A 24,099-nucleotide genomic window follows, 5' to 3' on the forward strand; every position below is an offset into this window, starting at 1 on the left:
GCCCCCTCCCCCATCCGTTGTGTTCATTCGCCCCGTCTTGACCTTCTGTGGATAAGTCCAGTGGGCAGGTGGTGAGGCGCGGGTGGGTTCCTGTCGCGAACTGCTCTCCCGACTTGGGGAGGGAAATGTACCCGAAGATGGACATTTGCCTCCCCGGTCCCGGACAAAACCCTCCCCAAACCGGTTAAGCAGCCCTCATTGGACTCACGGCGCCGGCCGAGCCAGAAACCCTTCAGCGCAAGGCGTTTGGGGAGTTTGGCGCACCCTGGGAGGGAGCCCCGAACCAGCTGAACAGGTGGTTGGGCGAGGTGGTTAGTTCCAGTACAGCTCGGCGTCGTCCGGTTCTACCGTCACATCGGCGCCGAGGCGGCGGAGGTTGCCCGCGAAGTCGGTGTAGCCGCGGTGGACGTGGTGGGCTGCCGAGACGAGCGTTTCGCCTTCTGCCGCGAGGCCCGCGATGACGAGGGCAGCGCCCGCGCGGATGTCGCTGGCGACCACCGGAGCACCGGACAGCCGCGGCACACCTCGTACTACGGCGTGGTGGCCGTCGGTTTGGATGTGCGCGCCGAGGCGGGTGAGCTCCTGGGCGAAGGTGAAGCGGCCCTCGAAGAGGTTCTCGGTGACCATCGCGGCGCCGTCACTGACCGCGTTCATCGCGATCACGAACGCCTGCAGATCGGTGGCGAAGCCCGGATAGGGCAGCGTGACGACGTCGACCGGCTTCGGGCGGTCATGCATCTGGACCCGGAATCCCGAATCCATCACGGTGATCTCCGCGCCGGCCTTGTGCAGCTTGTCCAGCGGCAGTTCGAGATGCTCGGCGTGACCATTCGCGATCGTCACGTCACCCTTGGTGATGGCGGCGGCGAACGCCCAACTGCCGGAGACGATCCGGTCCGGCACGGTGACGTGGTCGACCGGGTTCAGCAGCCCGGCCACCCCGGTCACCTCGATCCGCGGCGAGCCGGCGCCGCTGATCTGCGCGCCCATCTCGACCAGCATCGCGGCGATGTCCTGGATCTCCGGCTCGCGGGCGGCGTTCTCGATCACCGTGCTGCCCTTGGCCAGCACGGCGGCCATCATGATCGTCTCGGTCGCGCCGACACTCGGGAAGTCCAGCCAGACCTCGGCGCCGTGCAGGCCCTGCGGTGCCTCGGCGATCACGAAACCGTGCTCGATATGGACTTTCGCGCCCATCGCCTCGAGTCCGGCGACGTGCATGTTGAGCCCGCGGGAGCCGATGTTGTCACCCCCGGGCAACGCCACCTCGGCGCGGCCGCAGCGGCCGAGCAGCGGTCCGAGCACCGAGATCGAGGCGCGCAGCTTGCGGACCAGTTCGTAGTCACACTGGTGGCCGATCTCCGCCGGTACGGCGATCGTCGCGCTGGAGGTCTCCGGATCCACCTTCACCGTGCAGCCCAGGGTGTCCAGCAACTGGGCCATGAAGGTGACGTCCAGAATGCTCGGCACCTGCCGGAGCGTCGTCGTCCCCTCCGCCAGCAGTGCCGCCGCCATCAGCTTCAGCACGCTGTTCTTCGCGCCTGCCACCTCGACAGACCCAACGAGTCGTGCCTCACCTGCGATCCGAAACCGTTCCACCCGCTGACTCTATCGGCTGAGCATTCCACGCTTGCGTAGAGTGCCGACATGGCTGTGAACTTGACGCGGATCTATACCCGGACCGGTGACGCCGGTGAGACCCGCCTGGGCGACATGAGCAAGGCATCGAAGACCGACGCGCGGGTGGTGGCGTACGGCGATGTCGACGAGGCGAACTCGGCGATCGGCGTCGCGATCGCCGCCGGATACCTGAACAGCGCCCTGGTGCTACTGCTGACCAGGATCCAGAACGACCTGTTCGACGTCGGCGCCGACCTGTGCAACCCGATCACGCCCGACCCGGAGTACCCGCCGCTGCGGATCACCCAGGACTACATCGACCGGCTCGAAGGCTGGTGCGACGAGTACAACGACCGCCTCACCAAACTCCGCTCGTTCATCCTCCCCGGCGGCACCCCCGGCGCGGCGTACCTGAACGTCGCCCGCACAGTCACCCGCCGCGCGGAACGCTCCGCCTGGACAGCCGTAGAAGCCCACGGCCCGACGATCAACCTGCTCGCCATCACGTACCTCAACCGCCTGTCCGACCTGCTCTTCATCCTCGGCCGGGTAGCCAACCTCTCCTCCGGCGGCGACGTCCTCTGGGTACCGGGCGGCGAACGCGACAAATAGCGACAACCCCGGCCAATTGGCCGGGTTGTTGACAGTGGGGGGTGTCGGACGTCTCCTGTGAGAAGAGCTGTACGTGGCTGTCGCTGCCGTCCAGTGCATCGGGCGGTCGCACTGAGTCGAACTGCTCGGGGGACTGTCCCAAGGGGAAGTCGTGAAGCGTTTTGTGGTGGCCGGCGTACTCTCCGTCGGCCTGATGGCGCCGCTGCTGTCCGTACCCGCCGGCGCGGCGCCGGGAGACGTAGCGGTAAGTGACCGCACCTATGTGCGGTACGACGGCGGCACCGACCCGGTGCTGGCCGCCTGCTCGACGAACAATCGGCAGCAGAACGAACCGACCGCGAGCGTGGCCCCGCACAATCCGGCGCTGATGAGCTCGGGATCCAACGACTACTGCACGGTCCCGACCACCGGCGGCACCTGGGCAGGCTTCTACTACTCGGGTAGCGGCGGCACATCGTGGACCAACAGCCTGCTGCCGGGTTACCCCGGGGACACCTCACCAGCCGGTACCGCGTCGCCGCTGCAGCGGATCGGCGTCACCAACGCCGGGGACCCGGTGCAGGCCTGGGACAACGACGGACACCTCTACTACGCCGGCATCGGCTTCAACCGCGGCAAACCGGCACTCGGCTCGATCTGGGTCGCCCGTTATGGGTGGCCGGGCGGCGCCAGCCCGTCGTACCAGTTCACGACCCTGGTCGAGCGTGGGACGCCGAGCCCGATCTTCCTCGGGCTGTTCCACGACAAGATCCAGCTCGAGGTGGACCGCGGCGCGGACAGCCCGTACGAGGGCAACGTCTACGTCTGCTGGGCACGCTTCACCGCGAGCGGCCCGAACAACGGCGTGTTCCTGGCCCGGTCGAGCGATGGCGGCCAGACCTTCAGCAGCCAGAAGGTGTCGGAGTCGGTCCACGGCAGCCAGTTCTGCGACATCGCGGTGACCCGGGACGGTGACGTCTACGTCGCGTGGCGGCAGTTCGAGTTCCGCCCGAACCAGGGGCAGTTGCAGGGCAACGCTGTCGCGTGGGTGAAGTCGGTCAACGGCGGCAAGTCGTTCACCAAGCCGGCCGTGGCGACTGGTTTCATCGGCTGGGACCCGGGCGACCAGACGGTCTCGGCTCCTGCCTATGGCCAGGCGAAGTACGACGCGTGCCTCGTGGGCGACGGCACACTGGGTGCCTGCGCGAGTCCGGAGCCGCGGGCGTTCGCGCGCGACTGCGGGGACGGGCCGCTGGCCTGCCAGTCCGGTTACGTGTTCCACCGGGCGAACTCGCAGGTGCGGATCACCGCTGATCCGACCACATCCGGTGATCCGGACGAAGTGTTCCTGGTCTACGACGGGACCGTCCCCGGCACGCAGGCGTCCACCGGTACGACGTACGGCACGATCAGCCCAGGCACCGGCAGCCAGGCCTCGATCTACTTCCTACGCACGAGCACGGGAGGCGGGGCGTGGTCCACGCCGGCGCGGATCGACTCGCAGGCTGACGGCCATCAGTACTTCCCCGACATCGTGGCCGAGGCCGGCCAGCTGCACGCCGTCTGGCAGGACAGCCGGTTCGACGCCGCGGTGGGTCCAGGCGGACGCGACTTCCGCAGTGTCCCCGTCGGAAACCGTGCGGTGCCGGCGAATCCGCCGGGCGGGGTGTCCGCCGGTCCCGGACTCGCGGCCTTCTACGCCACGTCAGCGGACGACGGTGCAAGCTGGACGACCAGTGAGGTGACCACGGCTCGCACGATGCCGCAGTACGAGCAGTTCGGTAACCGCGATGTGCCGTTCTTCGGTGACTACAACTACATCGCCGCCTCGGGAACGACCGTGTTCATGACCTGGACGGATCACCGAGACGTTGTCGCGGGCACCGATCCGCGCTATCCGATTGATGGCGTGGACGGCTTCGACGTGCTGCAGTGCCGGGCCGCCAACCCCGACGGCACCTTCGGGCCGGACACCTGCCCGAACAACGGCGGCCTCGACCAGAACATCTACGGCGCCGTCCGCTGATCCCGTCATCGTGTCCGGAGAACCGTGAGTTCTCCGGACGCGATCACCGGCGGGTCAGGTGATTCGCCAGTTCAGCGGCATGGTGAGTACGCCGGTGGGTGGGAGGCCGAGGGCGGTGTAGAGCGTGCTGGTCAGGCCGTCAGCCGTCCAAGCCTTTGCTGTGGCCGCCAAGTCTTCGGTGGACTCCGGCGGGCGCAAGCGATCCAGGAGCGAGCGGTGTGGGGCCACGGTCAGGGCGATGTGGTCGCGGTCCAGGCCGGCGCGGTTGCAGGCTACCTGGAGGGCGTGTTCGAAGCCGCCCAGTTCGTCGACCAGTTTGCGTTCGTGCGCATCGGCTCCGGTCCAGACGCGACCGCGGGCCAGGGCTTCCAGGTCTGCTTCGGGCATTCCGCGGTCCTGGGCGGCCTTGGCGACGAAGTCTGCGTAGATGCGGTCCAGAGTCTCCTCCAGGCGCTCCCACTGCTCCGGCGAGAACTCCTCCTGAGCGGAGTACATCCGGGCGTTCTGCCCCTGCGACACAGCCTCTTGCGAGATGCCGATGCGGCCCAATGCATCCCGTACTACGCCCTTGCCGGACAGGACGCCGATGGAGCCGGTGATCGTGCCTGGCTGGGCCACGATCACGTCGGCCGGCATCGCCACGAAGTACCCGCCGGAGGCCGCGACACTGCCCATGGACGCGATCACTGGTCGCCCGGTGGCTCGCAGGCGCAGTACCTCGTGGCGGATGGCGTCAGAGGCGACATAGGAGCCGCCGGGGCTGTCGATACGCAGTACGACGGCTTTGACCTTGTCGTCATCGGCTACGGCTCGCAGAGCAGCTCCGATGGTGTCCGAACCCGAGCTGGAACCACCTAGCGGGCCACTACCGGAGTTGCGGCCGACAGTGATGCCTCCACTGACCCGAACGACCGCCACTACAGGCTTCTGCGGCCAAGGGAGGTTCTCCCGAACCTCCTGGAGCGTGCGAGGGCTACGGCGTACGTAGCGCTCGGCCAGCAAGGCTGTGGTCTCCCCCAGCCGCTTCTGCAATTCTTCGTAGACGTCGGACCGGTAGCCGAGCCGATCGACCAGCCCAGCCTCAAGCCCGGCCTCAGCCGGCATCGGCGCGCTGTCCACGAGTTCACGCACTTTGGCGAGCTCCAGCTGACGCCGTACGGCGATGCCTTCGACGATCTGCTCGTACGCCGATTCGGCCAGCCGCGACGCCATCTCGCGCGCCGGCCCGGTCATCTCCTTCTCGGTGAACGTGTCCACGGCGGTCTTGTACTCACGCCGCTTCCCGAACTGCGGGATCACGCCGGCCTTGTCCAACGCACCCCGCACGAAGGTCGCCTGCACGGACACGCCGGTGATCCCGAGATCGCCCGACGGCTGGACCCAGATCTCGTCGAAGGCGGTCGCCAGGTAGTAGGGCACGGTCCCGCCGCCGACCTCCCCGAACGACTCGGTCCAGGCGATAGCGCCTTTCCCCGACGCCCGGAAGTCAGCCACGGCCTCGCGCAGGTCCTGCACCTGGGCCAGCGACAGCGCCGGGCCACCCAGATGCGCGACGACGCCGGCCACCTGGTCGTCCTTCGCCGCCTTACGCAACGCCACCACCAACTCCCGCAGGGTCGGCAGATGCCGCGCCCGGAAAGCAGCCAACGGCGACGCAGGCGGAGTCTCCAGGACCCCACGCGTCAGATCCAGCTCCAGCAGAATGCCCGTCATACCCCGACCCTAGACAGGCCGGTCAAAGAACCCTAGAGATATGTCTGGGTGCTGGGAGGGGCGGATTCCATCCAGGCGAGGACGCCGGTGAGGGCTTCTTCGGTCATCGCGAAGTGGACGGTGCGGTCCCGGAGCTCGGCGTCGACGATGACGTGGCCGGCGTAGGTGACCAGGGGCTCGTTGCCCATCGGGCGGCGGGTGGTGACGCTTTCGAGCTGGCGGCGGTTCACGGTCAGCTTCGGCCACCAGGCCAGGCTGAAGACGCGAAACCACTGCAGGTCGTCACCGACGTAGCGGGCCAGGCCCAGCGCCCAGCCGCGGCCGTGGTCCTTCTCAGCGAGTTGCAGGCTGCAATCGAACGTGCCGCCGTCCCTGGACAACCAGCGACGACGGCACGCGAAAGCGATGATCAGCAGTACGGCAGCAAGGCAACAGACCCCGACCAATTCGAGGACTGTGCTCATAAGTTGCCAACCTCATTCCTGGTGCCCTCGCTGTGGTGACACCATCCCCGAACCGTACTGACTCGTGCTCTGTTCAATTATGGCAGGTGGGTTCAGGACGCCTTCTCGGCGGCCCTCACCCGGGCTTCGGCGAGCCGGACATGCTCCTGCTCGTCCTCGCTGTTGGTGCCGGCGGCCTGGGCCTGTTCGAGCGCCCGCTTCGCCTCCTCCAGGTCGATGTCGTGACCCATCTCGGCGTTCTCGGCCAGGATCGACACCCGGTCGTTCGCCACCGAGATGAAGCCGTCCGGCGCGGCCGCGACGAAGTACTCGTCGTCGACGGTCCGCACCTGGACGGTGCCACCCTGCAGCAGACCCAGCAGCGGTGCGTGCCCCGGCAGGATGCCGACGTCACCGTCGGTGGTCCGGGCGATGACGATCTTCGCCTGCCCCTCCCAGACGACCCGCTCGGCCGCGACCAGCGCGACGTCGAGGTGCTTGCCGGTGTCTTCTGCCATCAGAGTTCCTTCTGGAGCTCAGCCCAACGCCGCTCGACGTCATCGAGCGAACCGACGTTGAAGAACGCCTGCTCGGCGATGTGGTCGCACTCGCCTTCGGTGATCTTCTTGAACGACTCGATGGTGTCCTTCAGCGGCACCGTCGAACCCGGCGTGTTGGTGAACTTCTCCGCCATGTAGGTGTTCTGCGATAGGAACTGCTCGATCCGGCGCGCCCGGGCGACGGTGATCTTGTCCTCTTCGGACAGCTCGTCGACACCCAGGATGGCGATGATGTCCTGCAGTTCCTTGTTCTTCTGCAGGATCTGCTTCACCCGGATGGCCACGTCGTAGTGCTCCTGGCCGATGTACTGCGGGTCGAGGATCCGCGACGTGGACGTCAGCGGGTCGATGGCCGGGTACAGACCACGCGAGGCGATGTCACGCGACAGCTCGGTGGTCGCGTCCAGGTGCGCGAAGGTGGTGGCCGGCGCCGGGTCGGTGTAGTCGTCGGCCGGCACGTAGATCGCCTGCATCGAGGTGATCGAGTGACCCCGGGTCGAGGTGATCCGCTCCTGCAGTACGCCCATCTCGTCGGCCAGGTTCGGCTGGTAACCCACCGCGGACGGCATCCGGCCGAGCAGCGTGGAGACCTCGGAACCGGCCTGGGTGAACCGGAAGATGTTGTCGATGAAGAGCAGAACGTCCTGCTCCTTCACGTCGCGGAAGTACTCCGCCATCGTCAGCGCGGACAGCGCGACGCGAAGACGCGTGCCCGGCGGCTCGTCCATCTGACCGAAGACCAGGGCGGTGTCCTTGAAGACGCCGGCGTCCTCCATCTCGTGGATCAGGTCGTTACCCTCACGGGTGCGCTCACCGACCCCGGCGAACACCGAGGTGCCACCGAAGTTGTGCGCGATCCGGTAGATCATCTCCTGGATCATCACGGTCTTGCCGACGCCCGCACCGCCGAACAGGCCGATCTTGCCGCCCTGGACGTACGGGGTGAGCAGGTCCAGGGACTTGATGCCGGTCTCCAGCATCTCGGTCTTGGACTCGAGCTGGTCGAAGGCCGGCGCCTTGCGGTGGATCGGCCAGCGCTCGGTGATCTCGAACTCGGACTCGTCCTGGTTCAGGCACTTGCCCGTCACGGACCAGACCCGGCCCTTGGTGACGTCGCCGACCGGCACGGAGATCGCCGCACCGGTGTCGCGCACCTCGGTACCGCGAACCAGGCCGTCGGTGGGCTTCATCGAGATCGCCCGGACGATGTTGTCGCCCACGTGCAGCGCGACCTCGAGGGTGATCGTGTTGGTGACATCGGCCAAGGTGATCTCCACCTCGAGCGCGTTGTACATCTCCGGCATCGCGTCCGCGGGGAACTCGATGTCGACGACCGGGCCGATCACCCGGGCGACGCGGCCAACGGCACCTGCCGCGCCGCTGTTGTCTTTCTCGGTAACCGTGGCAGTCATCTCTCTCACTCGCTCCCGGCGTTGGCATCGGCCAGCGCGTTGGCGCCACCGACGATCTCGCTGATTTCCTGGGTAATGGCCGACTGCCGCACCTGGTTGTACTCGCGGGTCAGTCGTTCGATCAGATCCTGCGCGTTGTCCGTCGCGGACTTCATCGCGCGCTGCCGGCTGGCCAGCTCGGAAGCCGCCGCTTGCAGCATGCAGTAGTGGATACGGCTCGCGACGTACTTCGGCAGCAACCCGTCAAGCACGTCCTCGGCGGACGGCTCGAACTCGTACAGCGGCAGTACGTCGTCCGCGGCCGGGGCCTCCTCGCCCTCGACGACCTCCAACGGCAGCAGCCGGATGACGTCCGGGCGCTGCGTCAGCATCGACACGAACCGGGTGAAGACGATGTGGATCTCGTCCACGCCGCCTTCCTCGGTCGGGGTCAGGAAGGCCTCGATCAACGCGTCGGCGACCTCCCGTGCACGGGCGTACGACGGCGCGTCGGAGTCGCCGCTCCACGACTGCGCGATGTCGCGCTGCCGGAAGGTGTAGTAGGCGATCCCCTTGCGGCCGCTGAGGTACGGCATGATCTCCTTCTCGTCCTCGCGCAGCAGCTGGTTCAGCCGCTCACCCTCGCGGATGACGGAGGAGGAGTAGGCGCCGGCCTGGCCACGGTCCGAGGTGATCAACAGCACCGCGGCACGCTTCGGGTTCGGCTTCTCGGTGGTCAGCGGGTGGTCGACGTTCGAGAACGTCGCCACCGCCGACACGGCTCGGGTGAGCTCACGCGCGTACGGACCAGCCGCCTTGGCGCGCTGTTGCGCCTTGACGATCCGGGACGCCGCGATGAGTTCCATCGCGCGGGTGAGCTTCTTGATCGTGGAGACGGAGCTCCGCCGATCCTTCAGCTCACGTTGGGTTGCGGGCATGGACGATCAGCCCCGCTTCTGCCGGATGATCTGCTCCTGCTCGACGTTCTCGGAGTCCAGTGCCTCGGACTCCTCCTTGCCGACCAGCAGCTGGCCGTCGGAGGTCTGGAAGGTCGGCTTGAACGCGTCCAGCGCGTCCGTCACGGCGGCAGCCGACTCGTCCTCGAACTTGCCCGACTCGCGGACCGCGTCGAGCACGTTGCTCTCGCGGCGCAGGTAGTCGAGGAACTCGCGCTCGAACCGGAGTACGTCGCTGACCGGGACATCGTCGAACTTGCCCGTCGTACCGGCCCAGATGGAGACCGTCTGCTCCTCGACCGGGTACGGCGAGTACTGCGGCTGACGCAGCAGCTCGACCAGTCGCTGACCGCGGTCCAGCTGGCGGCGCGAGGTGGCGTCGAGGTCGGAGGCGAACATCGCGAACGCCTCCATCGCACGGAACTGGGCCAGATCCAGCTTCAGCGAGCCGGAGACCTTCTTCATGCCCTTGACCTGGGCGGCGCCGCCGACCCGGGACACCGAGATACCGACGTCGATGGCGGGGCGGATGTTGGCGTTGAACAGGTCCGACTGGAGGAAGATCTGGCCGTCGGTGATGGAGATGACGTTGGTCGGGATGAAGGCCGAGACGTCGTTCGCCTTGGTCTCGATCACCGGCAGACCCGTCATCGACCCGCCGCCGAGCTCGTCGCTCAGCTTCGCGCAGCGCTCGAGCAGACGGCTGTGCAGGTAGAAGACGTCACCCGGGTAGGCCTCGCGGCCCGGCGGGCGGCGCAGCAGCAGCGACATCGACCGGTAGGCCTCGGCCTGCTTGGTCAGGTCGTCGAAGACGATCAGGACGTGCTTGCCCTGGTACATCCAGTGCTGGCCGATGGCCGAGCCGGTGTACGGCGCGACGTACTTGAAGCCGGCCGCGTCGGACGCCGGGGAGGCGACGATGGTGGTGTACTCCATCGCGCCGGCCTCTTCGAGCGCGCCGCGCACCGAGGCGATCGTCGAGCCCTTCTGGCCGATCGCCACGTAGATGCAGCGAACCTGCTTGTCCGGGTCGCCGGAGTCCCAATTGGCCTTCTGGTTGATGATCGTGTCGACCGCGATCGCCGTCTTGCCGGTCTTGCGGTCACCGATGATCAGCTGACGCTGGCCGCGGCCGACCGGGATCATGCCGTCGATCGCCTTGATACCGGTCTGCAGCGGTTCGCGGACCTCCTGGCGGTCCATCACGCCGGCGGCCTGCAGCTCCAGGGCGCGGGAGCCCTCGAGGTCCTTGAGCTCGCCCAGGCCGTCGATCGGCTTACCCATCGCGTCGACGACGCGACCCAGGTAGCCCTCACCGACGGGCACGGACAAGACCGTGCCGGTCCGGCGGACCTGCTGGCCTTCCTCGATGCCGCTGAACTCACCGAGGACGACGACGCCGATGTCACGGACGTCGAGGTTCAAGGCGATGCCCTGGGTGCCGTCCTCGAACTCGAGCAGCTCGTTGGTCATCGCCGAGGGCAGGCCCTCGACGTGCGCGATTCCGTCACCAGCGTCGACCACGGTGCCGACCTCTTCGCGGGTCGACTTGTCCGGTTCGTAGCTGGAGACGAAGCGATCCAGGGCGTCCCGGATCTCCTCCGGCCTGATCGTGAGCTCCGCCATTATCTTCCGTCCCTGCTTCCTTGACCTAGCTGGCCTGTGAAATTGGCTCTAGAGGTTTGCTGACCACTAGCGCCGCACTATGTCGTTAGGGTCAGCCCGCGATGCGCCGTTGCGCCTCGTCGAGCCGGGCCGCGATGGTTCCGTCGATCACTTCGTCACCGATGTCCACCCGGACGCCGCCGACGACCTTGGGGTCGACGATCACGTTCAGCTGGATCTGCCGACCGTACTGCCGGCCGAGCGCCTCGGCGAGCCTGGAACGCTCGTCCTCGGACAGGTCGACAGCCACTCGCACGGTCGCGATGCTGGCATTGCGCCGGGCCGCGGCAGCGACCTGGTAGGACCGCATCGAGCCCGCGAAGTTGCGGCCCCGGCCGTCCACCGCGCGCTCGGCCAGCCGCACGGTGACGGGATCGGCCTTGCCCTGCAGCAGCCCGTGGATCAGCTCCTGGCGAGGTGCGAGCGGGATGTTGCGGTCGCTCAGCTTGTCGCTCAGCTCCCGCTCGGCCGCGACCACCCGGTCGAGCCGGAACAGCTCGTCCTCCAGCTCGTCCAGCTTGCGCTGGCCGTCGGCGTACGCGATGTCGGCCTCGACGCTGAGCTGGTCGAGTGCGTTGCCGAGGTCACGGCTGCTGACCCAGCGACCGGCCACGGCGGCGGACAGGAGCTCCACCGCCTGGGCGGAGATCTTGCCGCTGAACAACTGCTCGACCAGACCGGTCCGGGTCGCCTGCGGGCGGGCCGGGTCGGTCAGGGTGCGCCGGAGCGCGCCGTTGTTGTCGAGCAGCTTGGCCACCGAGAACAGCTCGGCGCCCAGGCCTTCGATGACGGTGACCCCCGCCAGGACCTCCTGGGCCCGGGCGAGTGACTCCCTCGATGCGCCGCGCATCAGCCGTCCGTTCCAACTGCCTGGCGAGCCGACTCCGAGGATTCCAGGTCCGCCAGGAAGCGCTCGACGGTGCGACGCTGACGCGCCTCGTCCTCGAGCGATTCGCCGACGATGCGACCGGCCAGCGTGGTCGCCATGGTGCCGACCTCGCTGCGCAGCGAAGCGACGGCCTGAGCCCGCTCCGCGTCGATCTGGGTCCGGGCATGGGTCACGATGCGCTCGGCCTCGGTGTTGGCCTGCTCACGCATCTCCGCGATGATCAGCGCACCCTGCTCACGCGCGTCCTCGCGGATCTTCGCAGCTTCCTGCCGGGCTTCGGCCAGCTGCGCGTTGTACTTGTCGAGCGCCGCCTTCGCCTCGGCCTGGGCCCGCTTGGCCTCGTTCATCCCGCCTTCGATCGCCGCGGTCCGATCGGCGTAAGCCTTTTCGAACTTGGGCGAGACGAACTTGGAGAAGGCGAAGGCCAGCAGGATCAGGAAGACGAAGCCGAAGATGATCTCAGCCGTGTGCGGCATCAGCGGGCTGGGGGTCTCCTCAGCGGCAGCCTCTGTCAACGGCAGAAGTTTCGTCAGCATGTCTGGGTCCTGTCAGTCAGGGAGAAGGTCAGTTGCCCTGGAACACGAAGGCGAGGGCGATACCGATGATCGCCAGCACCTCGGTGACACCGAAACCGATCCAGGCGATGGACTGCAGCTTGCTCTGGGCCTCGGGCTGACGCGCGGTGCCGTTGATCACGGCGGCGAAGATCAGTCCGACGCCGACGCCCGGGCCGATCGCAGCCAGGCCGTAGCCGAGGACGGCGATGTCACCGGTCATCTGAAGAGCGTTCATTGCTGTGTTTCCTTTCGGTACGGATGGAACATCCGGGATTCCGTTGGTACGGGTCTGTTGGGTGGTGCGGATCAGTGATCGTCAGCGATCGCGCTGCCGATGTACTGCGCCGTCAGGACGACGAAGATGTAGGCCTGGATGCACTGCACGAACAGCTCCAGACCCGCGATCGCGAGCGCCATCAGCAAGGTGATGATGCCGACGCCGCCGATCGCGATGCTGCCGGAGTGCAGGATCATGTACTCGCCGCCGAGCACGAACACCAACAGCAGGATGTGACCCGCGAACATGTTGGCGAACAGCCGCAGGCTCAGCGAGACCGGGCGGACCAGGATGTTCGAGATGAACTCGATCGGGATCATCAGCGGCATCAGCCACAGCGGGACACCGGCCGGCATCGTCTGGTGCTTGAAGTAGCCCCAGGCGCCGTGCTTCTTGATCCCGACCGCGTTGTAGATGACCCAGCTCATGATCGCCGCGACATAGGCCCAGCCGATGTGACTGAAGGTCGGGAACTGGATCAGCGGGATCGTCGCGGCGACGTTGTTGAACAGGATGAAGAAGAACAGGCCGCACAGGTACGGCACGTACTTCATGTACTCGCGGCTGCCGATCGCGTCGCGGGCGATCGAGTTGCGGACGAAGTTGTACCCGAGCTCGCCGGCGAACTGCAGCTTGCTCGGCACGATCGCGGCCTTGCGCGACGCTCCGTAGAAGAACCAGACGATGACGATCACCGACAGCATGGCCACCAGGACCGGCTTGGTGAACCACTCCACACCGCTGAAGATCGGTGGGGTCTCGAAACTTTGTGGACCGGGTGGGATGAACTCGGTCGAAACGCCGGCGATCACCGGGTCTCCTCTCGCGTCGTGCTCAAGTCGTTCGCCATCTGGCTAAGGGCAGGGCGGCTCAGGGCAAGGCGGTCAACTACGTCAGACCCGGCAGGGCTCAGGAGCGCCCGTACCGGAAGTGCAACATCAAGATGCTCAGGCCGGCACCGAGGACGATGCCCACCGGAAGCAGAAACTGGGTGCCCAGCCAGCGGTCCAATCCGAACCCGATACCCCCGTAGACGAGGATTCCGCCGATCAGATAAGACAGGACCCGCCAGCCATCGCCGGAAGTGTCGTTCGTACCGCCTCCGGCGGAAGGGTTCGGCGTCGGCTTCGGTTCCTCTTGCTGGCTCATTGGCACCCGAAAGGTACCAGTCGGCAAGACGCCCGGTCACATCGGCCTGAGCGGGGCTGTCAGTGCCCTTCGCCACACCCTCGAACGAGGCTGGGAAACGGCTATCCACGGCGTTACGCAGAGTGCTCATGCGTTCACTTCGTGGTCGAGATCGTAGATCGGCACCCGCAGCCGGGACCAGGCCCAGATCTCGCCGGCCATCCAGCCCATCACGACGACCATCGCGCTGATTCCGAGCGCGGTCAGGTTGACGTTCTCGGCCAGGCTCTCGGAGCTCAGCGCGAGGGCGAGCAGGCCACCGAAGATCGCGATCCGGCCGGTATAGGAGGCCATCGCCATCCCCAGCTGGGCGGTCGGACTGGCATGCCGGGACAGGTGCAGCGCGAAGAGTCCGGCACCCGAGAAGACGACCACGATCAGCAGACCCAGCAGCGCGCCCAGCAGACCCTTGAGGCCTGCGGCGACGCCTGCGACCGCGGCCGCGTTCAGGCCGACGACGACGCCGGCGACGACTGCACCACGCAACATCGCCAGAGCCGGGTGCCGAGTGGCCTGGCCGGCCGTGTCTTGGCTTACTACTTCGGGAGCCATCTGGTGGTTCCGTCCTGCTGGCGACCGGGATTCTTGCCCTCGGTCGTCGGGTGGGCGGGGTCAGGGGTGAAGCTGTTGATTGCTGGTGCTTGTGAAAACTAGCACAAAGTCTTCCGCGTTAGCAAAATCGTCAGCAAAACGAGCGTCCCTGCCGCTGTACACGAACACCTTATCCGTAGGCCACGACGCTCACTGGTCTGGTCCCGGTCAGGTCCATCTCAGACCTTCGAGAGTGTGCCCCTGGAGCGTCGGGGCAGGCCGGTGGTGAGGAGGATGGCGGTGACGGCTACGGCGAGGACGAGGAGGGCTGTCCACCACTTGAGTTGCAGGCCGAGGACCACTACGCCGAACGCGATCAGGAACGTCCACAGGTACATCAGCAAGACAGCGCGGCGGTGTGAGTGGCCGCGTTGCATCAGGCGGTGGTGGAGGTGGAGTTTGTCGGCGGCGAAGGGTGAGCGGCCGGCCTTGGTACGGCGTACGTAGGCCATCGTCAGGTCGAGCGCCGGAATCGCGAGCACTGCTATCGGCAGGATCAGCGGGAGCAGGGCTGGCAGGAGGCTGGAGCCGCCGACCTCGTACGGGACTGCGTTCGGGTCCATCTGGCCGGTGAGGCTGATCGTCGATGCGGCCAGCATCAAGCCGATCAGCAGGGCGCCGGAGTCGCCCATGAAGACCCTTGCTGGGAAGAAGTTGTGGGGCAGGAAGCCCAGGCAGGCGCCGGCCAGTGCGACCGTGATCAAGGTCGACGTGGTGGCGCGGTCGAGGTTCTGCTCGACGTTCAGCAGGTACGAGTAGGTGAAGAAGGCGCCGGCCCCGATCGCGGTGACGCCGGCGGCCAGGCCGTCCAGGCCGTCGACGAAGTTCACGGCGTTGGTGGAGACGAGCAGGATGCCGGCGGTCAGGACGGCGAGCTGGGCCATCGGTGGCGAGAAGATGCCGCCGGGGAGTGGGAGCCAGTAGAGCTGGATGCCCTGGACAACCATCACGCCGACGGCGAGGACCTGGCCGGCCAGCTTGGTGATCGCGTCCAGTTCGTACAGGTCGTCGACCACGCCGACCGCGCAGATCACCACGCCGCCGATCAGGATCGCCCGGGCGTCGTGCGCGACCTGCAGGCTGTCGCCGAGGAACGGCAGGCTGGAGGCGACCGCGAATCCGGCGATCAGCCCGCCGAGGATCGAGATGCCGCCGAAGTACGGGATCGGGACCTTGTGCACGTCCCGGGTTCGCACCTTCGCGACAGCGCCGTACCGTAATGCGATCTGCCGGGCCACGCCGGTCAGCATGAAGGTCGTGGCCATCGCCACGAACAGGACCAGCAGATACTCGCGCACTAGTCCGCAGGCCTCACATCAGCTGCCTTGTCCCGCACGACATCCTGCTCCCCTGCTTTGTCGCCGGCTTCCTGCTGGTGAGACGCAGAGGGCTGCGATTCGGTTGGCTCCGGCTCGGCAGCCGGCTCGTCCGCTGGCTTCGGCTCGGCCGCCTCCTCGGGCGGACCACCATCGACAGGCGAGACATTGGATGGCTTGGCATCGGCGGTCGGCTCACCGTCCGGGCCGTCGTCCGCTGTCGGCTCGTCCGCAGGCTTCACCTCGGCGGTTTCGTCGGGGGGTGAGGTTAGGTCTGTGGTGGTTTCGGGGACTACTTCCTGCAGTCGTTGCAGGGAGAGGGCGCCGAGGCGGACTACGTGGGGGACTTCGCCGGTGAGGTCGACGATGGTGGAAGGCTCGCCGGCGGTGGTGATGCCGCCGTCGAGGTAGACGGCGACTGTGTCGAGCAGCTGGGCTTCGGCGTCGTACACGTCCAGGGCCGCCGGCTGCCCGCTCAGGTTGGCTGAGCTGACCGCGAGGGGTCCTGTGCGGGACAGGAGTTCGCGCGTGTTCTCGTGGTCCGGCACGCGGAGGGCAACCGTGCCCTGGGTGTCGCCGAGGTCCCACATCAGCGAGCCCTGCGCGTGGCAGATCACCGTCAGCGGCCCCGGCCAGAAGGCCTCGCACAGCTTGCGGCCGGCGTCCGGTATGTCGGTCGCCAGCGCGTCCAGCGACTCGACCACCGAGATCAGTACCGGTGGCGGCATGTCGCGGCCGCGCCCCTTGGCGTCCAGGAGTCGCTGCACGGCGTCGGCCTTGAAGGCGTCCGCGGCGATCCCGTACACGGTATCCGTCGGCAGTACGACCAGGTCGCCGGCCTCGATGGCGTCCACGGCCGCGCGGTAGGCCGGTGCCAGCTCATCACCGGTGAAGTCAAAGCGCTCGCTCACGGAGTGCATCGTGCCACTCCCCCGGCTCCACTCTCCAGCCGGGTTCGCCAGGCGCGCTCCTGACAAATGATTGTCAGCTTCCCGGCAAGTCACCTCCGGCCGTGCATAGGATCCCGGCCATGACCGTGACGCGCGATTTCCTCGCGGGCCTGCCGAAGGCCGAGCTGCATGTCCACCACGTCGGATCCGCCTCGCCGCGGATCGTCGCCGAGCTCGCCGCCCGGCACCCGAACTCCCCGGTGCCGGCCGACGCCGCCGCGCTGGCGGAGTACTTCGTCTTCACCGACTTCGCGAAGTTCATCGAGATCTACCTGTCCGTGGTGGACCTGATCACCACGCCCGAAGACGTCCGGCTGCTCACCTACGAGATCGCCCGCGAGATGGCCGGCCACAACATCCGGTACTCCGAGCTCACCGTCACGCCGTACTCGTCGGTCCGTCGCGGGATGGCCGCCGAGGCGTTCTGCGAGGCGATCGAGGATGCCCGGACGGCGGCCGAGAAGGAACTCGGCGTCACCCTGCGCTGGATCTTCGACATCCCCGGCGAGGCAGGCCTGGTCTCGGCCGCGGAGACGCTGCGGATCGCCACCGAGATCCGTCCGGAAGGCCTGATCGGATTCGGCCTCGGCGGCCCGGAGATCGGCGTACCGCGGCCGCAGTTCGCCCCGTACTTCGATGCCGCCCGCGCGGCCGGTCTGCACAGCCTGCCGCACGCGGGTGAGACCACCGGCCCGGAGACGATCTGGGACGCGCTGCGCGTACTCAAGGCCGAGCGGATCGGTCACGGCACCTCCGCCCTGCAGGACCCGGCCCTGGTCGACTACCTGGGCGAGCACCGGATCCCGCTCGAGGTCAGCCCGACCTCGAACCTCGCCACCCAGGTGGTCGCGTCGTACGACGAGCACCCGCTGCGCGGCATGGTCGACGCCGGCCTGGTCGTCACCATCAACACCGACGATCCGCCCATGTTCGGCACCGACATCGTCAACGAGTACGCCGTCGCGGCGGACCTGCTGGACCTCGACAACGAAGGCGCGGCCGACCTGGCCCGCACCGCCATCAAGGTCTCCTACGCCGACGACAGCACCAAGGCCGCCCTGCTCACCGAGATCGACGAGTACGTCGCCAACGCATAACCAACTGATGCAGATGGGGATCGTGCTGTTCTGGGTGCATGACGACAGCGAGGGGCTGCGCCGCACGCACCTGCTGATCACAAGCACGGTACCGCTGGTCGACCGCTTGCTCCGGCTGACCCGGATCCCCGGCGTCCGGGGCGCGGTGATGGACCTGGTCAGCGTGATCCAGACTGCTTGAGCACTACTTGCCGGTGAGGCTGGCGAAGTGTTGGTGGGGCTGCCTATGTGTCAGCTTGCGGCGGCTAGCCAGCCAGCCCGGCGGGTCTCTGGTGCGTCGGCATGCGGCCAGCCAGGAGAACGGGTCGCCTGGTGCGTCAGCATGCGGCCAGCCAGGAGAACGGGTCGCCTGGTGCGTCAGCATGCGGCCCACGTCGACGTCATCGACGAGTAGTTCCCCCACGGAAGCGGAGGGCTCGCTCGCCCACGGGCGGAGAGGTTCGCCCCCTGGCCGAGGGGTTCGCCCCCTGGCCGAGGGGTTCGCCAGCGGCCGCGGGGTTCGCCAGCGGCGGAGGGGGTCGCTCGTCGTGATGGGGTTCGCCCCCTGGCAGAGCAGGGGGCTAACCCCCGGAGGAGGGGTGAAGCACACCGAGAGGGCGGGCCGAAGCCGGGGCGGGAGCGGGGGCGGTGCGCCAGCCAGCCAGTCGGCTGGCGTCACCCGTGCGTCATTTCGCCTTCAATGGCAGCGGACGAGCGACGGAGGAGCGAGGTAGCTGAGGGGTGGGGAGCGGCGACGCAGGAGCCGCGTGGGCGTCCGTCGTACGATCTATCTGCACGAATGTATAGATAGCTGCTAGCTTGGATAGATGAAGGTGCTGATAGCGGGTGCCGCGGGGCGCATTGGCCAGGTCCTCTGCGAGGGCCTGGCCGGCCGAGGGCACACGGTGATCGGGCTGGACAAGGTCGCGGTCGACTCCCGGCACACCCGTTGGCACCAAGTCGACTGCAGGGACGCGGCGGCTGTCCGGTCGATCTTCGAGATCGAGCAGCCCGAGGCCGTCATTCACCTCGCCGGCCATCCGGGAGAGACCTCTCTTCCCGCGGCACTGGAGTCGCACGCCATCACCACCCTGGCACTGCTCGAGGCCTCGGTGGCCCAGCGCGTACGACGCTTCGTCTATGCGTCTTCCAACCACGCCGTTGGCTATCACCCTCGAACTGAAGTCCTGCCGGTCGATGCGCCCCATCGTCCAGACACGTTCTATGGGGTCAGCAAGGTCACCGCGGAAGCACTCCTCAGTCTGTACGCCGACCGCTACGGCCTCAGTACGATCGCTTGCCGAATAGGTTCCTTCAGGTCAGAACCGGATTCCCGGCGGGCTCTTTCGACCTGGCTTTCCCACGCTGACTGCGTCCGGATGTTCGATGCCTGCCTGACGGCCAGCACGACCGGGTTTGTCGTGATCTACGGCATTTCGGCCAACAGCCGCGCCTGGTGGGACCTCGATCCGGGTCGCGCACTGGGATACCTGCCGCAGGACGATGCGGAGGTCTTCGCTGACCGCCTGCCGGCCCGGCCCGACGACGACGCTGAGGCGATGCACGTCGGAGGGCTGTACGCGACGGAGCGGACGGGACGACCGGCGTTCGACGACGCGCCGAACCGGGGCGACCGGCCGTGATCCCCACGGTCATAGTTTTCGGCCTGCTCCTGGGCCGTTGGTGGTGGGCCGCCCTACCGCTGGCGACGGTCGGCTGGCCGATCCTCGTGATGAGCGTCGGCGACATCAGCATCGGGCAGATCCCGGTGGCCGCGCTCCTGGGTTTTGCGAACGCCGCAGTCGGGGTCGTTGTCGCGCAAAGCGTCCTGTGGACCTATCGCCGACTTCGCCGCGCCGAGTCGCTACGGCGGATCTGGACCAGGTCATAGCTCCATGCCGAACAGAACGGCGGCACCGATTGCGAGCGCCAGGATTACCGCGGGCGTCGCAGCGTGCGACAGGTCCCGGTGAGTTGCGTGGGCGACGAGCGCCAACACGAAGTACAGCGCCAGACAACTTGCCGCGGCTACACCCAAGGGTGTCCAGATGAATCCAGCGACAACTCCAGCAGCACCTAGCAGCAGCACACTTGCCAGGACGGGAAGGCGGCGACGGGCGACGCCCACGCGGGCGTAGGACGCAACCACCTCCGGCTTCCCCGAGAACTTCAGGCTGGCAGAGAACCCGAGCAACGCGACCAAGAGGCCGGCCACAACGTACAGCGCGACGGTCATGGGACACCTTCCCGTAGTGACTGTGTTCGAATTTATACGAACGTCTAGATTGCCGCTACCCTCGCTCCATGTGTGCGCAACCGAGTAATCGAGCCGCTCTGCTCGAAGGGGCCCTCAGCTGTCTCGCTCAGCTGCCGGTCGACCAGATATCGGCACGCGCCGTGGCGCGGCAGTCCGGCGCGAACCTGGCGTCGATCGGCTACCACTTCGGCTCGAAGGACGAACTGATGTCGGCCGCGGTGGTCGAGGGCCTCGATCGGTGGCTCGAGAGCATTGGCGACGGTCTCTCGGCGGTGGACGGCGAGGCACCCTCGGCCGAGCGTTTCCGGCAAGCAGCGCAGGCAGTCGAGGCAACGCGTGCCGAGAACGAGGACCTCGCGCGCGCGTTCGTCGTCGCGCTGGGCCGGGGGCTCCACGATCCGGTGGTCGCGGACCGGCTCGCCGAGGGATTCGCCGCCACGCGTCCACGAGTCGCCCAGCTCCTCGGCCTCGGGTCGGACGCGGCCGGAATCGACGCCGGCGGATTGGTCCACGCGATGTTCACGGGGTTGCTCGTCCAGTCGCTGCTGTCGGAGGAACTGGTCTTCGACCCGACTCGCATCCTGGCTGCGCTCGGCCGGGTCTCCGAGGCGATCACCTAGTGGTGACCCACCACTAGTCCGCCACGCCTGGACGTGGCTTTGTCGGTTTGGCGTGGTTGTCTGGTGCGGTGCGCAGGACTGGTGTGGTGCTCACGACCCTGATGCTGCTGTTGGCGGCCGGTTGCGGCGATGGCGACGGCAAGGCGGACGGCGACGGAAAGGCGGACGCGGGCTCGGCGCCGAGTCTCAAACCCGTGCCGAAACCAGCCAGCACGATGCCCGCTCCCGCGGCGGACGGCGGGCTGCCCCGCGGTGGGCGGCAGCTGTTCCCGAAGTACCAGCTCGTCGGGTACGTCGGTCTGCCCGGCTCGCCGGCGCTCGGGCCGCTCGACAAGGACCTGGACGCGAAGGCGGAGAAGCTGGACAAGCTCGCCAGGTCCTATGCCGTCGGCCGTACTCCGCTGCCGGTGCTCGAACTCATCGTCGTGGTCGCGAACGATCATCCCGGCAAGGACCGCAAGTACCGCAGCCGGCTGTCCGACCAGAAGATCGAGAGCTACCTGAAGGTCGCCCGCAAGCACCGGATGCTCCTGCTGCTCGACATCCAGCCGGGCCGGGCGAAGATCCTCGACGAGGTGAAACGGCAGGAGCGGTGGCTGAAGGAACCCGACGTCGGCCTCGCCTTCGACCCCGAGTGGGCGGTCGGGCCGAGCCAGGTGCCGGGGAAGGTCTTCGGGCACACCAGTGGTGCCGAGCTGGACGGCATCGCGCAGTACCTGTCCGGGCTGGTCAGCCGGCACAACCTGCCGGAGAAGGTGTTCGTCTTCCATCAGTTGTCGGCGCGGATCGTCAGCAACGAGACGGCGCTGAAGCGGCACCCGGGGGTGGTCACGATCAAGTCGGTCGACGGCATCGGCAGCCGCTCGGCCAAGGAATCCACGTGGCGCAAGCTCACCCAGACGATGGCGCCCGGGGTGCACGCGGGGTTCAAACTCTTCTACCAAGAAGACACCCGGCACGGCCCGCTGATGACGCCCGCGCAGGTGATGGTGCTCAAACCCCGGCCGGAGTTCGTGGTCTACGAGTAGTTCAGACCCGTCGGCCAGTTGCGAAACGGTGCCGCCCGGACAGGTCGTGCTGGTCGCGAACCTCGGTGAACAAACCGGTCGCGGCGAACACCGCCGGCGCCGATTCCCCTTGTACGTCGGCATGCTCGCAACCGAACCAGCCACCGGGCTTCAGCAACCGCCCAGCTGTCGCGGCGACCACCTTGATCTCGTCCAGCCCGTCGTCGCCCGACCACAGCGCCAGGGCCGGGTCGTGATCGCGTACCTCGGCCGTGACGGATTCCCAAGCAGTCAAAGGGATGTACGGCGGGTTGGAGATCACCGCGTCGACCTGGCCATCCAGCTCGGGCAGGCAGCCGTCGATGTCGCCCTCATGCAAGGTGGCTCCGGTCCCCGCCAGGTTGCGCCGGGCCCAGACGCACGCCTCGGCCGACAACTCGACCGCGTGCACAGTGCTGTCGGGCCGCTCCGTGGCGACAGCTCCCGCGATTGCTCCCGAACCGCTGCAAAGATCCACCACCAAGGGGTTCTCGACGTCGGCGATCCGGTCGAGGATCCAGCCGACGAGCACCTCGGTCTCCGGCCTCGGCACGAACACGCCTGGCCCTACGGCAAGGTCGCGGTAGCGGAAGGCCGCAGTACCGGTCAGGTGTTGTAGTGGCTCTCGCTGCGCCCGGCGCGCCAGCAGGACTGCGTACTGCGCTAGCTGGTCGGCTGTGGGCTGCACCATGCCGAGCTGCATCCGGCGTACGCCGGTGACGTGGGCAAGTAGCTCGGCGGCGTCGTAGTCGGGTGAGGCGACGCCTGCCTCGGCCAGCTGCGCAGTGGCCTCGGCGAGCAGAGTACGGACGCTCACTGGGACTCGACGGCCTCTAGACGCGCAGTGAGGTCGGCGTCGGTCAACGCCTGGATCACCGGGGCGAGCTCGCCGTTGAGCACCTGGTCCAGGTTGTGCGCCTTGTAGCCGACCCGGTGGTCGGAGAAGCGGTTCTCCGGGAAGTTGTAGGTGCGGACGCGCTCGGAGCGGTCGACGGTGCGGATCTGCGACCGGCGGGCGTCGGACGCCTCCTGGTTGGCGGCCTCCTGAGCAGCGGCGAGCAGCCGGGACCGCAGTACGCGCATCGCCTGCTCGCGGTTCTGCAGCTGGGACTTCTCGTTCTGCATCGACACGACGATGCCGGTCGGCAGGTGGGTGATCCGGACCGCCGAGTCGGTCGTGTTGACGCTCTGACCACCCGGACCGGACGACCGGAACACGTCGATCCGCAGGTCGTTCTGGTCGATCTCGACGTCCACGTCCTCCGCCTCGGGCAGCACCAGCACGCCGGCCGCCGAAGTGTGGATCCGGCCCTGTGACTCGGTCACCGGCACCCGCTGCACCCGGTGCACGCCGCCCTCGAACTTCAGCTTCGCGTACGGCGCTTCGCCGGGCTCGGGCGTGCCCTTGGCCTTCACCGCGACGGTGATCGACTTGTAGCCACCGAGATCGGACTCGGCCGAGTCGAGCACCTCGGTCTTCCAGTTCTGCGACTCGGCGTACTTCAGGTACATCTTCAGCAGGTCGCCCGCGAACAGCGCCGACTCGTCGCCGCCCTCGCCGGCCTTGATCTCGAGGATCGCGTCCTTGTCGTCACTCGGGTCACGCGGGACGAGCAGCACCTGCAGCTTCTCGGCCAGCTCGTCGCGCCGGTGCTCGAGCTTGGTGGCCTCCTCGGCGAAGGACGGATCCTCGTGCGCCAGCTCACGCGCCGCCTCGATGTCGTCGGCGGTCTGCAGCCACTCGTCGTACGCGCGAACCACCGGCGCCAGCGCGGCGTACCGCTTGCCGACCTGACGCGCGACGGCCTGGTCGGAGTGCAGCTCTGGATCCGACATCCGCCGCTCCAGCTCGGCGTACTCCGCCTTCAGCGTCTGTACCGCTTCGAACATGCCTGCACTCCTCTCGGGTACGAACAAGCATCAACCCGCGCAAAGGGGGTGCGGGTGGCGAAGCCCCCGCTCGCGGCGAAGCCGCACAACACACGAAAGCGAGGCGGCCTGCGTTGTCCGCAGGCACACCTCGCCCAGAGCTTTCGTCGCTACTTCTTCGCGTACCGCTTCTCGAAGCGGGCGACGCGGCCACCGGTGTCGAGAATCTTCTGCTTGCCGGTGTAGAACGGGTGGCACTGCGAGCACACGTCGGAGTGGATGACGCCGTTCTCCGCGGTGCTGTACGTGTCGAACGACGCGCCGCAGGCACAAGTCACCTTGGTCGCCACGTAGTTCGGGTGGATGTCGCTCTTCATGGATCTCCTCGATGTCATTGCGCGCCCCGGGTCGCCCGCCAGGTGCGAACGTGAACCGGAACCAACAGACAAGTCTGCCATCAGACCCCCCAACCTGACGAATCGCCCCAGTATTCCGGGG

At 67.4% G+C, this 24,099-nt stretch carries 27 protein-coding genes; 8 read left to right on the plus strand and 19 right to left on the minus strand.

What is annotated here, in order from left to right:
• Nucleotides 1-312 precede the first annotated feature (312 nt).
• A complete protein-coding gene (gene murA, locus A3ES_RS0108895; RefSeq protein ID WP_020386447.1) occupies nucleotides 313-1,599 on the minus strand; it encodes a UDP-N-acetylglucosamine 1-carboxyvinyltransferase in 1,287 nt (428 codons plus the stop codon).
• 48 nt (nucleotides 1,600-1,647) lie between these two features.
• On the opposite strand from murA, the gene A3ES_RS0108900 reads away from it, so the two are divergent.
• Nucleotides 1,648-2,232 (plus strand): cob(I)yrinic acid a,c-diamide adenosyltransferase, encoded by a 585-nt coding sequence (locus A3ES_RS0108900; protein ID WP_020386448.1) that lies wholly within the window; start codon nucleotides 1,648-1,650, stop codon nucleotides 2,230-2,232.
• Nucleotides 2,233-2,383: 151 nt separating this feature from the next.
• Nucleotides 2,384-4,237 carry a sialidase family protein gene (locus A3ES_RS0108905; RefSeq protein ID WP_157630405.1) on the plus strand — a complete coding sequence of 618 codons (1,854 nt, stop codon included), beginning with the start codon at nucleotides 2,384-2,386 and terminating at the stop codon, nucleotides 4,235-4,237.
• A gap of 54 nt (nucleotides 4,238-4,291) precedes the next feature.
• Here the strand turns inward: A3ES_RS0108905 and sppA are convergent, their stop codons facing one another.
• The 14 genes from sppA to A3ES_RS0108975 form a co-directional block, all read right to left on the minus strand.
• Nucleotides 4,292-5,950 carry a signal peptide peptidase SppA gene (gene sppA, locus A3ES_RS0108910; protein WP_020386450.1) on the minus strand — a complete coding sequence of 553 codons (1,659 nt, stop codon included), beginning with the start codon at nucleotides 5,948-5,950 and terminating at the stop codon, nucleotides 4,292-4,294.
• 32 nt (nucleotides 5,951-5,982) lie between these two features.
• Entirely contained in the window at nucleotides 5,983-6,414 is a 432-nt protein-coding gene (locus A3ES_RS0108915; RefSeq protein WP_020386451.1) for a DUF2550 domain-containing protein, read from the minus strand.
• Between the two features lie 92 nt (nucleotides 6,415-6,506).
• Nucleotides 6,507-6,911, minus strand: coding sequence for a F0F1 ATP synthase subunit epsilon (locus A3ES_RS0108920; protein WP_020386452.1), 405 nt, complete (start codon nucleotides 6,909-6,911; stop codon nucleotides 6,507-6,509).
• On the minus strand, nucleotides 6,911-8,365 hold the full coding sequence (atpD, locus tag A3ES_RS0108925) for a F0F1 ATP synthase subunit beta (protein WP_020386453.1): 1,455 nt from the start codon (nucleotides 8,363-8,365) through the stop codon (nucleotides 6,911-6,913). Before atpD ends, A3ES_RS0108920 begins: the two co-directional genes overlap by 1 nt.
• A 5-nt stretch (nucleotides 8,366-8,370) precedes the next feature.
• Nucleotides 8,371-9,282, minus strand: coding sequence for a F0F1 ATP synthase subunit gamma (locus tag A3ES_RS0108930; RefSeq protein ID WP_020386454.1), 912 nt, complete (start codon nucleotides 9,280-9,282; stop codon nucleotides 8,371-8,373).
• Between the two features lie 6 nt (nucleotides 9,283-9,288).
• Nucleotides 9,289-10,926, minus strand: coding sequence for a F0F1 ATP synthase subunit alpha (gene atpA / locus A3ES_RS0108935; RefSeq protein ID WP_020386455.1), 1,638 nt, complete (start codon nucleotides 10,924-10,926; stop codon nucleotides 9,289-9,291).
• Nucleotides 10,927-11,017: 91 nt separating this feature from the next.
• The gene (locus A3ES_RS0108940; RefSeq protein ID WP_020386456.1) at nucleotides 11,018-11,815 is read right to left on the minus strand and encodes a F0F1 ATP synthase subunit delta; all 798 of its coding nucleotides are present in this window, start codon (nucleotides 11,813-11,815) and stop codon (nucleotides 11,018-11,020) included.
• Nucleotides 11,815-12,390: a F0F1 ATP synthase subunit B gene (locus tag A3ES_RS0108945; protein ID WP_020386457.1), complete on the minus strand. Its 576-nt coding sequence runs from the start codon at nucleotides 12,388-12,390 to the stop codon at nucleotides 11,815-11,817. Before A3ES_RS0108945 ends, A3ES_RS0108940 begins: the two co-directional genes overlap by 1 nt.
• A 28-nt stretch (nucleotides 12,391-12,418) precedes the next feature.
• A complete protein-coding gene (gene atpE, locus A3ES_RS0108950; RefSeq protein ID WP_020386458.1) occupies nucleotides 12,419-12,646 on the minus strand; it encodes an ATP synthase F0 subunit C in 228 nt (75 codons plus the stop codon).
• A gap of 71 nt (nucleotides 12,647-12,717) precedes the next feature.
• Nucleotides 12,718-13,500 (minus strand): F0F1 ATP synthase subunit A, encoded by a 783-nt coding sequence (gene atpB / locus A3ES_RS0108955; protein ID WP_020386459.1) that lies wholly within the window; start codon nucleotides 13,498-13,500, stop codon nucleotides 12,718-12,720.
• Between the two features lie 97 nt (nucleotides 13,501-13,597).
• The gene (locus tag A3ES_RS0108960; protein ID WP_020386460.1) at nucleotides 13,598-13,837 is read right to left on the minus strand and encodes an AtpZ/AtpI family protein; all 240 of its coding nucleotides are present in this window, start codon (nucleotides 13,835-13,837) and stop codon (nucleotides 13,598-13,600) included.
• 126 nt (nucleotides 13,838-13,963) lie between these two features.
• Nucleotides 13,964-14,428, minus strand: a complete 465-nt coding sequence (locus A3ES_RS0108965) for a Cg1360 family ATP-synthase-associated protein (protein ID WP_020386461.1) — start codon at nucleotides 14,426-14,428, stop codon at nucleotides 13,964-13,966.
• Nucleotides 14,429-14,646: 218 nt separating this feature from the next.
• A complete protein-coding gene (locus tag A3ES_RS0108970) occupies nucleotides 14,647-15,765 on the minus strand; it encodes a glycosyltransferase family 4 protein (RefSeq protein WP_020386462.1) in 1,119 nt (372 codons plus the stop codon).
• The gene (locus A3ES_RS0108975; protein WP_020386463.1) at nucleotides 15,765-16,703 is read right to left on the minus strand and encodes an L-threonylcarbamoyladenylate synthase; all 939 of its coding nucleotides are present in this window, start codon (nucleotides 16,701-16,703) and stop codon (nucleotides 15,765-15,767) included. The genes A3ES_RS0108970 and A3ES_RS0108975 overlap by 1 nt, the downstream gene beginning before the upstream one ends.
• A gap of 110 nt (nucleotides 16,704-16,813) precedes the next feature.
• Between A3ES_RS0108975 and A3ES_RS0108980 the strand changes: the two genes are divergently transcribed.
• The 4 genes from A3ES_RS0108980 (at nucleotide 16,814) to A3ES_RS0108995 (ending at nucleotide 19,700) form a co-directional block, all read left to right on the plus strand.
• Entirely contained in the window at nucleotides 16,814-17,830 is a 1,017-nt protein-coding gene (locus A3ES_RS0108980; protein ID WP_020386464.1) for an adenosine deaminase, read from the plus strand.
• 7 nt (nucleotides 17,831-17,837) lie between these two features.
• The gene (locus tag A3ES_RS52430) at nucleotides 17,838-18,011 is read left to right on the plus strand and encodes a hypothetical protein (RefSeq protein WP_020386465.1); all 174 of its coding nucleotides are present in this window, start codon (nucleotides 17,838-17,840) and stop codon (nucleotides 18,009-18,011) included.
• Between the two features lie 625 nt (nucleotides 18,012-18,636).
• Nucleotides 18,637-19,452: an NAD-dependent epimerase/dehydratase family protein gene (locus A3ES_RS0108990; protein ID WP_020386466.1), complete on the plus strand. Its 816-nt coding sequence runs from the start codon at nucleotides 18,637-18,639 to the stop codon at nucleotides 19,450-19,452.
• A complete protein-coding gene (locus tag A3ES_RS0108995) occupies nucleotides 19,449-19,700 on the plus strand; it encodes a hypothetical protein (protein ID WP_020386467.1) in 252 nt (83 codons plus the stop codon). Before A3ES_RS0108990 ends, A3ES_RS0108995 begins: the two co-directional genes overlap by 4 nt.
• On the opposite strand, the gene A3ES_RS51110 is transcribed toward A3ES_RS0108995, so the two are convergent.
• Nucleotides 19,695-20,045 (minus strand): DoxX family protein, encoded by a 351-nt coding sequence (locus tag A3ES_RS51110; RefSeq protein WP_020386468.1) that lies wholly within the window; start codon nucleotides 20,043-20,045, stop codon nucleotides 19,695-19,697. The genes A3ES_RS0108995 and A3ES_RS51110 overlap by 6 nt on opposite strands.
• A gap of 68 nt (nucleotides 20,046-20,113) precedes the next feature.
• On the opposite strand from A3ES_RS51110, the gene A3ES_RS51115 reads away from it, so the two are divergent.
• Nucleotides 20,114-20,686, plus strand: coding sequence for a TetR/AcrR family transcriptional regulator (locus tag A3ES_RS51115; RefSeq protein ID WP_083933297.1), 573 nt, complete (start codon nucleotides 20,114-20,116; stop codon nucleotides 20,684-20,686).
• A gap of 86 nt (nucleotides 20,687-20,772) precedes the next feature.
• Nucleotides 20,773-21,714, plus strand: coding sequence for a hypothetical protein (locus A3ES_RS0109010; RefSeq protein ID WP_237744890.1), 942 nt, complete (start codon nucleotides 20,773-20,775; stop codon nucleotides 21,712-21,714).
• A gap of 1 nt (nucleotide 21,715) precedes the next feature.
• On the opposite strand, the gene prmC is transcribed toward A3ES_RS0109010, so the two are convergent.
• From prmC to rpmE, 3 genes are all read right to left on the minus strand, one after another.
• Nucleotides 21,716-22,549 (minus strand): peptide chain release factor N(5)-glutamine methyltransferase, encoded by an 834-nt coding sequence (gene prmC / locus A3ES_RS0109015; protein ID WP_020386471.1) that lies wholly within the window; start codon nucleotides 22,547-22,549, stop codon nucleotides 21,716-21,718.
• A complete protein-coding gene (gene prfA / locus A3ES_RS0109020; protein WP_020386472.1) occupies nucleotides 22,546-23,622 on the minus strand; it encodes a peptide chain release factor 1 in 1,077 nt (358 codons plus the stop codon). Before prfA ends, prmC begins: the two co-directional genes overlap by 4 nt.
• Before the next feature lie 149 nt (nucleotides 23,623-23,771).
• Nucleotides 23,772-23,978, minus strand: a complete 207-nt coding sequence (gene rpmE / locus A3ES_RS0109025; protein WP_020386473.1) for a 50S ribosomal protein L31 — start codon at nucleotides 23,976-23,978, stop codon at nucleotides 23,772-23,774.
• Between the last annotated feature and the right edge of the window lie 121 nt (nucleotides 23,979-24,099).

Origin of the sequence: Kribbella catacumbae DSM 19601 (genome assembly GCF_000372465.1) — a bacterium.
Lineage (GTDB): Bacteria > Actinomycetota > Actinomycetes > Propionibacteriales > Kribbellaceae > Kribbella > Kribbella catacumbae.